Annotated in this window: 12 protein-coding genes and 1 riboswitch; of the genes, 1 reads left to right on the forward strand and 11 read right to left on the reverse strand. The window is 74.0% G+C overall.

Translation table 11 applies throughout. The features are described 5' to 3' along the window. Nucleotides 1–21: 21 nt before the first annotated feature. The 3 genes from ACGF0J_RS25215 to ACGF0J_RS25225 form a co-directional block, all read right to left on the reverse strand. On the reverse strand, nt 22–1,224 hold the full coding sequence (locus ACGF0J_RS25215; protein ID WP_393149427.1) for an ArsA family ATPase: 1,203 nt from the start codon (nt 1,222–1,224) through the stop codon (nt 22–24). 1 nt (nt 1,225) lies between these two features. After that, nucleotides 1,226–1,663, reverse strand: a complete 438-nt coding sequence (locus ACGF0J_RS25220) for an SRPBCC family protein (RefSeq protein ID WP_393149428.1) — start codon at nt 1,661–1,663, stop codon at nt 1,226–1,228. A gap of 132 nt (nt 1,664–1,795) precedes the next feature. Further along, on the reverse strand, nt 1,796–2,563 hold the full coding sequence (locus ACGF0J_RS25225; RefSeq protein WP_393149429.1) for a metallophosphoesterase: 768 nt from the start codon (nt 2,561–2,563) through the stop codon (nt 1,796–1,798). Nucleotides 2,564–2,700: 137 nt separating this feature from the next. Here ACGF0J_RS25225 and ACGF0J_RS25230 point away from each other — a divergent pair, with 137 nt between their 5' ends. After that, on the forward strand, nt 2,701–4,479 hold the full coding sequence (locus ACGF0J_RS25230; protein WP_393149430.1) for an AMP-dependent synthetase/ligase: 1,779 nt from the start codon (nt 2,701–2,703) through the stop codon (nt 4,477–4,479). A 21-nt stretch (nt 4,480–4,500) separates the two neighbouring features. Here the strand turns inward: ACGF0J_RS25230 and ACGF0J_RS25235 are convergent, their stop codons facing one another. From ACGF0J_RS25235 to ACGF0J_RS25270, 8 genes are all read right to left on the reverse strand, one after another. Then, on the reverse strand, nt 4,501–5,631 hold the full coding sequence (locus ACGF0J_RS25235) for a glycosyltransferase family 4 protein (protein ID WP_393149431.1): 1,131 nt from the start codon (nt 5,629–5,631) through the stop codon (nt 4,501–4,503). After that, complete coding sequence (locus ACGF0J_RS25240; protein ID WP_393149432.1) at nt 5,628–7,001, reverse strand: M48 family metallopeptidase; 1,374 nt, start codon at nt 6,999–7,001, stop codon at nt 5,628–5,630. The genes ACGF0J_RS25235 and ACGF0J_RS25240 overlap by 4 nt, the downstream gene beginning before the upstream one ends. A 9-nt stretch (nt 7,002–7,010) precedes the next feature. Beyond that, entirely contained in the window at nt 7,011–7,820 is an 810-nt protein-coding gene (locus ACGF0J_RS25245) for a hypothetical protein (protein ID WP_393149433.1), read from the reverse strand. A gap of 85 nt (nt 7,821–7,905) precedes the next feature. Then, a complete protein-coding gene (locus tag ACGF0J_RS25250; RefSeq protein WP_393149434.1) occupies nt 7,906–8,532 on the reverse strand; it encodes a C40 family peptidase in 627 nt (208 codons plus the stop codon). A 73-nt stretch (nt 8,533–8,605) separates the two neighbouring features. Further along, nucleotides 8,606–8,765, reverse strand: a riboswitch (cyclic di-AMP (ydaO/yuaA leader). A gap of 247 nt (nt 8,766–9,012) precedes the next feature. After that, entirely contained in the window at nt 9,013–9,969 is a 957-nt protein-coding gene (locus ACGF0J_RS25255) for an NlpC/P60 family protein (protein ID WP_393149435.1), read from the reverse strand. 104 nt (nt 9,970–10,073) lie between these two features. After that, nucleotides 10,074–11,396: an NYN domain-containing protein gene (locus ACGF0J_RS25260; RefSeq protein ID WP_393149436.1), complete on the reverse strand. Its 1,323-nt coding sequence runs from the start codon at nt 11,394–11,396 to the stop codon at nt 10,074–10,076. A gap of 141 nt (nt 11,397–11,537) precedes the next feature. Continuing rightward, nucleotides 11,538–12,185: a response regulator gene (locus tag ACGF0J_RS25265; protein WP_393149437.1), complete on the reverse strand. Its 648-nt coding sequence runs from the start codon at nt 12,183–12,185 to the stop codon at nt 11,538–11,540. Then, entirely contained in the window at nt 12,182–13,414 is a 1,233-nt protein-coding gene (locus tag ACGF0J_RS25270; protein WP_393149438.1) for a sensor histidine kinase, read from the reverse strand. The genes ACGF0J_RS25265 and ACGF0J_RS25270 overlap by 4 nt, the downstream gene beginning before the upstream one ends. Between the last annotated feature and the right edge of the window lie 19 nt (nt 13,415–13,433).

The following is a 13,433-nucleotide window of genomic DNA, read 5'->3' on the forward strand; positions in this document are numbered from 1 at the left end:
CCTCTGGGACGCCCGCTGTGGTCACGTCGCCGCCGACCTCGTGCCTCGGTCGTCCGGGTTGGGCGTCGTGCCGGGTTCGTCCCCCGAGGTGAACCGTACCCGGAGCACGCCGTCACGGAGCACGGCCCCGCCGATCCGCCGGCGGGCCAGCGCCACCGGCAGCGCCAGGATCCGGCGGTACGGCCCCGCGGTGACGATCAGCTCGTCGCCCTTGCGGGCCAGATCGACGTCGGCCCGGTCGGCGCCGGGCAGATCGAGGGCCAGTTCGTCGGCCGACAGCCGCAGCGGCGGCCGTACCGTCGGCGGCGCGAACGGGTCGGCCGCGCGGTACAGCTCCTCGCCGACCGCGACCAGCGCGGCCTCGCCGACCGGTTCGGCGGGCAGGTAGGGGACGACGTGCACGGGCAGCGGCGCGAACGACTCCTCGGCCTCCGTCAGCAGCCGGGACTGGGCGGCCACCCACTGGGCGCGCCACTCGTCGGCGCCGCCGGGCGGGAAGACCCGGTTGGCGACGACCGCGTCGACCCGGTAGCCGTACAGGTTGAGCGAGGTGAGCGTACGCCTGGCCTCGGCGAGCACCACGGACTCGGGCGTGAGCACGAGCCGCACGGACGCCCGGTCACCGGTGAGCAGCGCGCGCACCTCCATCAGGCCGCGGTGCAGCCGCTCGCCGGCGCTCATGACCTCCTCGCCGGGCGCGCTCACCCGGGCGACGCTCCGCACGAACGGCGACGCGAGCCGCATGATCCTGCGGCCGACCGGCATGAGCCTGCTCATGTGCCAGTCGAGCGCCTCGGGCAGCGCCAGCAGCCGGAGCGTCTCGGCCGTGGGCGCGCAGTCGACCACGATGACGTCCCACGTGCCGGCGCGGGCGTGCTCACGCAGCTCCAGCAGGGCGATGATCTCCTCGGCGCCGGGCAGGACGGTGATCTCCTCGGAGGTGACCTCGTCCAGGCCCAGCTCGGCGAGCAGGCCGCGGGCGTAGTCGCGCAGCTCGCCCCAGTGGCGCTCCATCGACCGCTGCGTGTCGACCTGGTGCAGGTGCAGGCCGGGGGCGATCTCCCCCGGCTCGGCGGCCAGCGCGTCGGCCAGCGAGTGGGCGGTGTCGGTGGAGACGACCAGCGTCTTCAGGCCCCGGCGCGCGGCGAGGGTCGCGGTCGCCGCCGCGGCGGTCGTCTTGCCGACGCCGCCCTTGCCGGTGAAGAGCAGGACCCGCGGGCTCACCTCAGCGGCCTTCGACGCGCTTCTTGAGACCCTTGAGCGCGGTGTCCACGATGACCTTCTCGGCCTTGCGCCTGAGCATGCCGATCATCGGCACCTTGACGTCGACCGCCAGCTCGTAGGTCACCTCGGTGCCGCCGCCCGCCTCGGCGAGCCGGTAGCTGCCGTCGAGTTCGGCGACCATCTTGCCCTGCTCGACCACGTGCCAGGTGACGCTCTCGTCGCCGTGCCAGGTGTAGCCGAGGGTGTAGGTGTCGTTGATCACGCCCGCGTCGAGGACGAACCGCACCGTCTCGGGCCGGCCGTCGGCGCCCGTGCCGAGGACCTCGGCGCTCCTGACCTGGCCGGCCCACTCGGGGTAGGCGGGGAAGTCCGCGATGACCGTCATCACGCGCGCACGATCGGCGTCGATGGTGATGCTCGAACTGGTGCGATCAGCCATGCGACCACCGTAGTGCACAAACCGCTACCTGCGGCGGACCGCTGAACGCGGCCCGCCGTAGTGCACAAACCGCTACGTGCGGCGGACCGCTGAACGCGGCCCGCCGTGGTGCACGACCCCCGGCGGGACGGCTCACCATTCGAGGACGTGGGGGACGCCCCGGCCGCGGAAGTGGCCGACGTTGACGCACTCGGTGCGGCCGATGCGGGTGCGCCGGCACAGGGGCTGGTGCACGTGGCCGAACAGGGCGTAGCGCGGCTGGGTCCGCCTGATCGCCGCCAGCGTCGCCTCGCTCCCCCGCTCCAGACGCCGGGCGACCACGTCGTAGAGCAGCTCCGGCACCGCGGGCGGGATGTGCGTGCACAGCACGTCCACCTCGCCCAGCGCCTCCACCTTGGCGGCGTACTCCTCGTCGTCGATCTCGTACGGCGTGCGGTAGTCGGTCCGCAGCCCACCGCCGACGAACCCGAAGCGCCAGCCGCCGATCTCGACGACCTCCCCGTCGAGCACCTGGTGCCCGGGACGCAGGTAGTCGGGCCACAGGCGCGGGATGTCCACGTTGCCGTAGGTGAGGTAGGCGGGTTCGGGCATCGCCGTGAACAGTTGGTCGTACTGGGTCCGCACGCTGCGTTCGATGTGCTCGCGCGGGTCACCGTCGAGGGTGGCCCACAGGCGGGCCGACATGGCTCGGGCCTCGTCGAACCGCTTGGCGGTGCGCAACGCGACGAACTCCGCCGCCCGCTCCGCGCCGAACAGGTCGGCGAAGATCCCCTGAGCGTGGTCGTGGTAGTCGACGAACAGGATCAGATCGCCCAGGCACACGAGCGCGTCGGCCCCGTCAGCCGCCCGTGCCAGCGCGTCGGCCCGGCCGTGCACATCGCTGACGACGTGAAGCCTCATGCGGGGAATCCTACGCACGGCGGCTGCTAGCGTGAGGAATGCCCTTGATAACGCCTGGATGTCGGGGCTACCGGTGCGTAACTTATCGCGGTAACGTCCAGGCCGTCCCCGAAGCGTGCACCCGGAGGAGTTGGTCCGTGCGCGAGTACAGCGTTCCCGTGCTGGTGGATGTGCCTGCCACCGCGAGCCTGCCCGACACGATCTTCGCGCGGGGCGAGCGGGAGCCGGGCACCGTGGTCATGCGCCGCAAGGACGGCGCCGCCTGGGCCGCCGTGACCGCCGCCGAGCTGCGCGACCAGGTGGCCGCGCTGGCCCGGGGGCTGATCGCGGCGGGGGTGGAGCACGGCGACCGGGTGGCGCTCATGTCACGCACCCGCTACGAGTGGACGCTGATCGACTACGCCGTCTGGTCGGTGGGCGCGGTGACCGTGCCGATCTACGAGACGTCCTCCGCCGAGCAGGTGCGCTGGATCCTGACCGACAGCGGCGCCAAGGCGGCCTTCGTCGAGCTGGACCGGCACGAGGAGACGGTGCGCGAGGCCGTGCCGGACCTGAAGGACGTGTGGCGGGTCGAGGCGGCGCTCGACGGGACGATCGACGGCTCCGGGGTGCCGGACGAGGCGCTGCGCGAGCGCCGGGACGGGGTGGTCGGGGCCGACCTGGCGACGATCGTCTACACCTCGGGCACCACCGGCCGGCCCAAGGGCTGCCGCATCACCCACGACAACCTGCTCTACACCGCCCGCAACGTGCTGGCGGGGCCGCTGGAGCCGCTGTTCACCACGAAGGACCCGGCGGCGCTGCTGTTCCTGCCGCTGGCGCACATCCTCGCCCGCATGATCCAGGTGGTGCTCGTCGAGGCGGGCGCCGTGCTGGCCCACACGCCGAACATGAAGAACGTGGCCCCCGACCTGGTCGAGTTCCGGCCGACGTTCCTGCTGGGGGTGCCGCGGGTCTTCGAGAAGGTCTACAACGGCGCCGAGCAGAAGGCGATCGCCGGCGGCAAGGGCGCGATCTTCGCCCGCGCGGTCGAGGTGGCGGTGGCGTGGAGCCGGGCCGAGAGCTCGGGCGGCGCCGGCCTGGGGCTGCGGCTGCGCCGGGCGCTGTTCGACCGGCTGGTGTACGGCAAGCTGCGAGCGGCCACCGGCGGCCGCCTGTCGGCGGCCGTCTGCGGCGGCTCCGCGCTGGGCGAGCGGCTCGGCCACTTCTTCCGGGGCGTCGGGATCGAGGTGTTCGAGGGGTACGGCCTGACCGAGACCTCGGCCCCGTCCGCGGTCAACATGCCCGGCGCCAACAAGATCGGCACGGTCGGCAAGCCGCTGCCCGGCGCGACGCTGGCCATCGCCGACGACGGGGAGATCCTGGTCAAGGGCCGCCACGTGTTCGCCGGCTACTGGAACAACGACGAGGCCACGGCCGAGGCGATCGACGCCGACGGCTGGTACCACACGGGCGACATCGGGACGCTCGACGCCGACGGCTACCTGAGCATCACCGGACGCAAGAAGGAGATCCTGGTCACGGCGGCCGGCAAGAACGTCGCGCCGGGGCCGCTGGAGGACTCCCTGCGCGCCCATCCGCTGGTCTCCCAGGCGGTGGTGGTGGGCGACGGCAAGCCGTTCGTCGGCGCGCTGGTCACCCTGGACCCGGAGGCGCTGGAGCCGTGGGCGGCGGCGGCCGGCCGGCCGGGGGCGGGCGCGGCGGAGCTGCGCGCCGACCCGCGCGTCCTGGCCGAGGTGCAGGCGGCGGTGGACCGCGCGAACGGCCTGGTGTCGCAGGCCGAGCAGATCAAGAAGTTCGCGATCCTGGACGCCGACATCACCGAGGACAGCGGCCACCTGACCCCCACGCTGAAGATCAAGCGCAATGTCGTGATGCGCGACTTCGCCGCCGACGTCGAGGCGCTGTACTCCTGACCCGGGCCGGCCGGGAGGCCGTCAGGCGAGCAGGGTGTGGAAGCGGGCGGCGACCTGGTCCCAGGTCCACTCGCGGGTGATCCAGTCTCGGCCGCCCGCGCCGAGCTTGCGCGCGCGGTCGGGGTTCGCGAGCAGCTCCACCAGTGCGGCGGCCACCTCCGCCGGGTCGGTCCCGTCGACGACGAGGCCGGTCTCGCCCTGCCGTACGGCGTCGGGCGCCCCGCCGGAAGCCCCGGCGACCACGGGCAGGCCGGTGGCCGAGGCCTCCAGGAAGACGATGCCGAGCCCTTCGACGTCGATCCCGCGCAGCCGGGTGCGGCACGGCATGGCGAACACGTCGCCGGCCGCGTAGTAGCCGGGCAGGTCGGCCGCGGGGACGGTGCCGGTGAAGCGGACCGGCTCCCGGCCGCGCGCGAGCCGCCGCAGGGCGCGGCGGTACGGGCCGCCGCCGACCAGCAGCAGCACCGCGTCGGGCACCGTGCGCAGCACCTCGGGCCAGGCCCTGATGAGCTGGTCCTGCCCCTTGCGCGGCACGAGCCTCGACACGCACACCACCACGGGCCGGCCCGCCAGGCCGAGCCGGGCCTTGGCGGCGTCGGGGTCGGCCGGCGGGTGGAACAGCCCCGTGTCGACACCCGGGGCGAGCCGCACCAGCTTGCCCGGATCGACGACGGCGGCCAGCCGGGCCCGCGTGTACTCGCCGAGGTAGGTGACCACGTCGGCGTGCTCGCCGATGCGGCGCAGCACCCGGCGGAACCCGGGTGTGCCCGCCCAGGCCGCCTCGTGGCCGTGGGTGAGCATGACGACGCGCCGGGCGCCGGCCGCGCGCACCGCGGGGGCGAGCAGCCCGAGCGGGGCCGCCGCGCCGAACACGACGGTCCGCGCGCCGTGCGCGGCCACCAGTCCGGCCGCCGCCCGGGCGACCGCGGGCGTGGGCAGCATGAGCGAGGTGGGGTGACGCACGACCGGGTACGGCTGCCGGCGGTCGAACTCGGCGCACCCCTTCCAGGCCGGCGCGTAGACGGCCACGCCGGGCGTGCGCAGCGCCAGGCCGTGCACGAACGACTGGATGCCGCCCGGCCGGGGCGGGAAGTCGTTGGTCACGACGAGCGTCCGGATCTCGCCCGCGGGACCCGTTGCCGGTGGGGTCACGGCTCCGGCACGCCGTTCAGGCGCGCCCAGGCGCGGGCCAGGGCGATACGTTCGGGCGCGGTCGGGTGGGACGCATACAGGACATACTCCACGACGTCCGGCGACAGGTCGGAGAGGTTGGCGGTGGCCAGGCGTTTCTGCATGGCGACGAACGTGGCGGGCGCCCGGGTGAGGTCGAGGGCGTGCACGTCGGCGCGGGCCTCGACGTGGCGGCTGACGAGGTTCTGGGCCGGTCCGGACAGCACGCCCGCCAGGCTGACGAGGCCCAGGAGCACCCCTGCCGCCCTCGGGTCGGCCAGGGAGGCGACTCCGGCGCGCCGGCGCGCGAGGCCGGACAGCGCGAACAGCAGGACGGCGCCGGCCGCCGCGCCCAGCGCGCCGACGAGCGTGCCGCTGAGGACGTCGTCGTGGGCGGCATGCCCGAGCTCGTGGGCCACGACCAGCTCCACCTCCGGCCGCGGCGCCGCGAGCAGGGTGTCGTAGACGACGATCCGGCGGGTCGCGCCGAAGCCGGAGACGTAGGCGTTGAGCGCGGTGGTGCGGCGGGAGGCGTCGGCGACCAGCACGTCCTCGACCGGCACCCCGTCGCGGTCGGCCATCGCCAGCAGGCTGGACCGCAGCGGGCCGTCCGGCATCGGCCGGAAGTCGTTGAACAGCGGCTCGAACAGCACCGGGTAGACGAACGAGGCGGCCACGGTCAGCGCGAACGCCCCGGCGGCGGCCGGGATCCACCACCGCCGGACCTTGCGGGCCAGCGCCACGACCGCGAGCACCATGATGGACGTCAGGACGACTCCCACGCCGATGCTCTTGAGCCGGTCGCCCGTCCACGCCGCCCAGTCCTGGGTGGACAGGCCCCACTCGCGCAGCCGGATCTCGTACCAGACGCCGAGCGGCCAGCGCAGGGCCTGCAGGATCGCGGTCAGCAACAGCACGCCCGCCACGACCCGCAGCCACCACGGGCCGCGGAGCCGGCCGAGCAGCCGGGCGCCGAGCGGGGTGAGCACGAGCAGCCCGGCGAACAGCAGGCCCAGCGCGTAGGACAGGTAGCCGGGCGGGTCGATCGCGGCGTCGAACGCGGCGGCCCTGGCGAGCTGGGCGGCGGTGAAGTCCCGCGCCGGGTCGGCGGCCGAGGGCGGCTGCCGCCAGGGGGTGGTGAACGCGACCACGGCGAGGACCGCCGCGCCGAGCACGGCCAGCGCCACCCCGGCCGCCCGCCGCTCCCGTCCTCCGGCCGGCGCCGGGGGGCCGACGTCAGGGCTCGTCTCGGCCCGCTCCCGCGCCCCGGCCGACGCCGGGGCGCCGACGTCAGGGCTCGGCTCGGCCCGCTCCCGCGGGCCGCCCGGGCCCGCCTGCCGGCGGTCGTCCATCGTGTTCCCCTACCCCAGCTCGTCGCGCACGTACGTGCGCCACAGTGCCGTCAACGTCGCGACCGGGAGTCCCAGCGCGGTCAGCGCCCGGTCGGCGCCCACGGCGCGAGCCTCACGGTAGAGCCTCACCAGCCTCGCCTCTCCCGTTCGCGCGGCGATGAACCGACACGCGAGCCACGCCTCCTGGTAGGCGGCGGCGAGCCGGTCGGCGCCCGGCGCGAACGCGGCGGGGCCGGGCAGCTCGCGGGGCGCCCGGCCGGACCGCACCTCCGCGGCCAGCTCGGCGGCGGCCGCAGGGACGGCCAGGCCGGCGTCACGGTAGGCGACGTAGTCGGCGAAACCCTCGGACAGCCAGACCGGCAGCCCGCCGGTGCCGGCGGCGACATGGGTGAGCTCGTGGGCGAGCACCACGTCGCGCCCGGTGGGGGTGAGCCGGTCGAACCCGCCGGGCACCACGATCACCCGCCCGCCGTCGGCCACGGCCGCCAGGCCGTCGAGCGGGCCCGTCCCGGCCAGCCGGGCCGCCTCGGCCGCGGAGGCGGGCACAAGGACCACGGGGCGCACCGTACGGCCGAGGACCGCGCCGACCCGCGCGGCGGCGACGTCAGCCCGCAGCGCCAGCTCCCGCAGGGCCGGCTCCCGCAGCGCCGCCGGGCCGGTGCCGGGCGCCCCGTGGGCGAAAATGAGCGAGCGGGCGCCGCGCACGAGGCGGGTCCGGCCGGGCCACGGCTCCGCGGCGCCGGGCGGAGCGTCGCCGCGGGCCAGCGCGAGCGGCAGCAGGCACGCCAGCGCGGTGCGACGGTTCACCGGCACGGACACGTTTTCCGATCGTAGCCGCCGCCGGACGCACGAAGACCCCGTCCCAGCCTCCGGGTGGAGGCGCGAACGGGGTCTTCGTGCCGGCTCACGCGCCGGGACGCACCGCGCCCACGAACGACGCCTTGCGCCATCCGCTGAGCTTCTCGACGCGCACGGTCAGCCCGGTGCGCGGCGAGTGGATCATCCTGCCCTTGCCGACGTACATGCCGACGTGCCCGAATCCGCGGAAGAACAGCAGGTCACCGGGCTTGAGGTGGTTGAACGAGACCTTCTTCCTGATGCCGGCGTACTGCGCGTTCGTCACCCGGGGGATGCGCACCCCGGCCTTCTTCCAGGCGTACTGGACGAGGCCGGAGCAGTCGAACGCACCGGGGCCGGTGCCGCCGAAGCGGTAGGGGTCACCGACCTGGTCCTTGGCCACGTCGACGGCCGTGCGGGCCTTGGCCGCCTGGCGGGCGGCTCGGGACTGCTTGGCGGTGGTCTTCTTCGCCGACGTGGCGGACCTGACCGCGGTCGCCGTCGAAGCCGTGGCGGCTGTGCCGGCCGCTGTACCGGCGGTCGTGCCGGCCGCTGTACCGGCCGCTGTGCCGGCGGTCGTGCCGGCCGCTGTACCGGCCGCTGTGCCGGCGGCCGTGCGGGCCGTGGTGGTGCTTGTCGTCGCCGCCTGCGCCGCCGGGGCGTGGACGGCCAGACCTCCGGCCGTCACGGTCATGGTGAGCGCGGCGCCACTCAGCGCGATGCGGGACAGACGGGGGTTGTGCGAGGAGGTAGACAGGATTTCTCCTTGGCTCTTCCACGAACGCCTACCGGGTTAGCTGACGGGTTCGGGCCTGGAAGTAGCCCTACGGCGCTGGTGCGCCGATTCACCCCTGATCCCTTGGGGAAGGGATCGCTGGGTCCCCGGTTCCGTGCCTCCTGGCTGCACGGATTCGGCAGGCCACCGCCGGGAAAGGGGTTGATCGGGCGGCGGTGACCGCTGGATGTCTCTCTGCTGCGCCGCCATGGCGTGGCGTCGCGTCGCCAGAAGTTACGCGCTGGGTCACGATCCGGCAAAGGCCCGGTCAAGTTGTAAAGCCGGGATAAGGCCGTCAGTAAGGTCGTCCGTCGCTGCTCGACACGATGATCCGTTACCGAAATGTGACAGTGGTCACAATTGACCGAACCCCGGTCTGTCAGGGCCCGAACGCCGCTCTCACGGGCGGATGGCGCCCACGATGCTGCGGCCGTACGAGGAGAGCTTCACGACCTTGACCACGTCGCCCGTCTGCGGCGCGTGCACGATCTGCCCGTTGCCCGCGTAGATGCTCACGTGCCCCAGGCCCTCGCTGAAGATGAGGTCGCCCGGCTGCAGGTCCCGCGGGTAGTTCACCTTGCGGCCCGAGCCCCAGGCCCACTGCTGCCAGGTGGTGCGCGGCAACGACACGCCGGCCGCCCGCCAGGCGGCCTGGGTGAGGCCCGAGCAGTCCCAGCCGCCCGGCCCGGTCCCGCCGAACACGTACGGCTTGCCGATCTGCGCGAAGGCGAACCTGAGCACCGAGGCGGCGTTGCCGGAGGCGGCGCCCGTGTACCTGACGCCCGTGCTGTTGGGGTTGCCGACCCGGTAGGCGCCCAGCCGGTCCAGCAGCTTCTTCTGCTGGGCGACGAGCTTGAGCACCTCGGCGCGTTCCCTCTGGACGGCGTCGCGCTCCTCGTCGGCCGCCTCCAGGGCCTTCTCGGCCTTCTCGCGCTGGTCCTTCAGGCCGCGGTTCTCGCGGTCGAAGGCGGCCAGCTTCGCGGTGCGCTCCTGCGCGAGCTGCCCGGCCATGGCGATGTTGCCGAGCAGGTTGGTCGGGTCGCCGTTGCTCATCAGCACCGGCAGGGAGGTGACGTCGGCGCCCGCCTGGTAGGTGTCGACCGCCATGTTCACCAGGTCCTCGCGCAGCTCGGCCACGGTGGCCAGCTTGCGCTTGTAGGTCCCGTCGAGCTTGGTGTAGGCGGACTGGGCCTGCTTGAGCTTCTCCGTCGCCGTGTTGTAGCGGTCGACGACCTTGTCGGCCTTGTCGTTGAGCTTGGCCAGTCTGGCCTTCGCCTGGGGGATCGTGGGTTTCGGCTCGGCTTGGGCCCCGCCCGTCGGGGTCAGCAGCAGTCCGACGGTGATTCCCGCGGCCACCGGTACCCGGCCTAACCTCACAGTGTCGCCTCCCAGGGATCAGTTCTGGGGCGAATAGTACTGAAGTGACAGGTGAGATCTCACCTAAACGTCAGATTCGTAATCTATGCGCGGCCGAGCCGGCGCAGCAGCAGTCCAGACGGAACGGGTCTGGCTCCCATCCGGCGCACCGACTCGGCCACCTCCCGGTCGGAGGAGACCACGGCGATGGCCCGGCCCGGCGGCTCGGCGCGGACGAGCTGGCGGATCAGGTCGTCGGCGATCTCGCCGGGCGCGCTGAACAGCACCCGCACGCCGCGCGGCGCCACCACCTGGACGGGCGCGTTGAGCTCCGCGCCGTCGAAGACCACGGTCACCTCGACCCGGGTCTGCGCCACCAGCCCGCCGAGGCCGGTCATCAGGCGGTTGCGCTGGTCGGCCAGGGTGAGCGTGCCGTAGCCCGACTTGGTGACGTTGTAGCCGTCGATGATGAGGTGCACCTGCGGCAGCGCGAGGAGCTGGTCGAGGAGCTGGGGGTCGTCGTCGGCCAGCGCGCGGGCGGGCATGCCGCGCACCCCCGGCCGTTCGCCGGTGACGGCCGCGACGGAGTCGGCCGGCCTGCTGATCATGGTGGGCAGGGCCAGCTCCCTGCGCAGGCCGGCGGAGGCGTCCTGGAGGGCGTCGAGCAGCACCCTGACGCGGGCGTCCTCGATGCTGCGGCCCTCGCGGGCGGCCCGGCGCGAGGCCTCCAGTTGCTTCTCGACGTCGGCCAGGCGCTCGCGCAGGCGGCGCAGCTCCGCCTCGCCCGCGCTGCCCGCGGCCGAGGCGGCCGTGCGGGCCTCCTCGGCCGCCGTCTCCATCTCCTCGGCCCGCCGCACGGCCGCCTTGGCCCGCTCGCGGGCCTCGTGCAGCCTGCGGCGCAGGTCGGAGTTCTCGGCGCGGGCGGCCTTGAGCTGCTCGCGCAGCCGGTCGGCCTCCTCCTTGGCCGCGCTCTTCTGCGCGGCGAGCTGCTCGCGCAGCCGGGAGACGACCTCCTCGCGCTCCGACCCCTCCGCCGCGGCGGCGGACTGCTGGAGGTCGGCGCGGGCGGTCTCGACCATCTCGGCCCAGCCGGGCGGACGGATGAGGTAGGCGGCGGCCGCCACCAGCACCGGGTCGGCCGCGGGCGGCACGTGACCGTCGGCGAGCGAGGCGACCAGCTCCGGCCAGCCGTCGGCGACCGACTCGGCGACCACCTCGCGGAACTTCTTGTCGTTCTCGAGCTGCGCGGCGATGGGCGTCCCGCCCAGCTTGGCGCGTTTGCGCGGGTCGAACTTGGCGATGCCGCGCAGCGGCGGGGGCACCGCGACAGCGGGCATCGAACCGAGAACCTGGGCCGCCAGGTCGACCACGTTGAGCCGCACCTGCTCGGGAAGCGGGCGAGACAGGCCTTCACCCGCTGAGCTCATCCCACTGTCCCTTCGTGACATGCCCTTTCAGACAAGGGTACGGCTGCCGCGTACCTGACCGTAACCGGACGATCTCATGAACAAGCGTCAGTTCGAAAGAGCGGCGGCTCCGCGCGGACGCGGAGGCCCCGGCCGTCCGGATCACCCGGCGGCGTCGTGGACCAGCAGCGCGATCTGCACCCGGTTGTTGAGCGCCAGCTTGGTGAGGATACGCGAGACGTGCGCCTTGACCGTGGCCACGCTCATGTACAGCTCGCGGCCGATCTCGGCGTTGCTGCGGCCCTGGCCGATGGCGAGGGCCACCTCCCGCTCGCGTTCGCTGAGCCCGCCGAGCAGCTCGCGGGCCCGGTCGGCGCGGTCGCGGACGGCGCCGGAGACGTGCGAGATGAGCTGCCGCGTCACGGCGGGCGACAGGATCGGCTCGCCGGCCGCCACCTTCCTGATCGCCTCAACCAGCTCGCGCGGCGGGATGTCCTTCAGCAGGAAGCCCGCCGCGCCGGCCCGCAGCGCCCGCAGCACCTGCGCGTCGGCGTGGAACGTGGTCAGCACGACGACCTCGGGCGGCTCCTTGCCGGCGCGCAGCGCCTCGGTGGCGGTCAGGCCGTCGACGTCGGGCATGCGGATGTCCATCAGCACCACGTCGGGCCGGTGCCCGGCGACCATGCCCGGGACCTGCGACCCGTCACCCGCCTCCCCGACGATCTCGATGTCGCCCGTCCCGCCGAGGATCATCGACAGCCCGGCCCGGACGAGCGCGTCGTCGTCCACGATGAGTACCCTGATCGTCATGGCGACCACGGTAGCCAGGCCCGTAACCGGAAGTCGCCATCGGGCCGGGGCCCGTGCTCCAGCGTGCCGCCCGCCAGCTCCACCCGCTCGGTCAGCCCGATCAGCCCGGCGCCGGCTCCGGGGATGCGCCGGCCGTGGTGTGCCCAGCGCGGGTTGCGCACCTCGGCCGTCAGCCCCTCGCCCGGCCCGCCCCACACCGTCACCGTGACGGGCGCCTCCGGCGCGTGCTTGCGCGCGTTGGTGAGCGCCTCCTGCACGACGCGGTAGACGGTCCGGCCGAGCCCCCGCGGCACGTCGTCCTCTCGCGGCCCGGCCGAGCCGGGCGGGCCGGCGAGCTTGGTCGTGTACGACACCTTCATGCCGGCCTGACGGCACTCCTCGACCAGCGGGCGCAGGTCGGCCAGCGTCGGCTGGGGCGGGTCGGGCACCGGCCCGTCGTCGCCGGCGGAGGACGCGTGGCGCAGCACCCCGATCACCTCGCGCAGGTCCTGGAGCGCCAGGTGGGCGTTGTCGCGGATGGCGCTCGCGGCCCTGGCGATGTCCTCGGCGGGGGCGTCCGGCCGGAACTCCAGCGCGCCCGCGTGCAGGCTCAGCATGGAGATGCGATGGGCCAGCACGTCGTGCATCTCACGGGCGATCCGCTCCCGTTCGAGCCGTTTGGCGTCCTCGGCGGCGATGACCGCGCGCTGCCTGAGCGACCAGACGAGCTGCCGCCTGGCCCGCACCACGACGCCCCAGGCGAACACCGTCGCCACGATCGCCGTCCCCAGCACGAACATGCCGCCGGCGCCGAGGCTCGGATCCGGCCTGAGCATGCCGTACGGCACGAGGGTGACGAGATTGACCGCCGCGACCGGCCCGGAGATCTTGAACGGCCGGTGGACCGCCACCGTGAACAGGCCCACGACCGACGTCCCGCCCGCCATCTCCAGGTAGGACGCCAGCACCGTGCTGACGAGCGCCAGCGCCACCGGCCACCGGCGGCGCAGCCACACCGCCGCGCACGACACCACCCCGGTGACCTGCTCGGTCAGCACCAGCCCGCGCGGCTCGTCGTACAGCTCGGTCGCGGTGAGCAGGGCCAGCAGGCATGCCGTGAGGAACATGAGGATGTCGACGATCCAGTCGCGGGTCGAGCGCCGCACCGGCCGCCCGCCGTCGCCGTCGCCCAGGAGCACCGAGGGCAGGGCCCAGCGGTACTCGGGGACGTGCTCGCGCCGCTCGCTCACAGAGCACGAGCGTACGGCG

The organism is Nonomuraea sp. NPDC047897 (assembly GCF_043204415.1).
Classification (GTDB): Bacteria; Actinomycetota; Actinomycetes; order Streptosporangiales; family Streptosporangiaceae; genus Nonomuraea.

Coding starts and splice junctions, on each gene's coding strand:
- ACGF0J_RS25260 (WP_393149436.1), bottom strand. CDS start 11,396: ATGAGCTCAGCGGGTGAAGGCCTGTCTCGCCCGCTTCCCGAGCAGGTG.
- ACGF0J_RS25220 (WP_393149428.1), bottom strand. CDS start 1,663: ATGGCTGATCGCACCAGTTCGAGCATCACCATCGACGCCGATCGTGCG.
- ACGF0J_RS25240 (WP_393149432.1), bottom strand. CDS start 7,001: ATGGACGACCGCCGGCAGGCGGGCCCGGGCGGCCCGCGGGAGCGGGCC.
- ACGF0J_RS25225 (WP_393149429.1), bottom strand. CDS start 2,563: ATGAGGCTTCACGTCGTCAGCGATGTGCACGGCCGGGCCGACGCGCTG.
- ACGF0J_RS25250 (WP_393149434.1), bottom strand. CDS start 8,532: ATGACCGTGACGGCCGGAGGTCTGGCCGTCCACGCCCCGGCGGCGCAG.
- ACGF0J_RS25265 (WP_393149437.1), bottom strand. CDS start 12,185: ATGACGATCAGGGTACTCATCGTGGACGACGACGCGCTCGTCCGGGCC.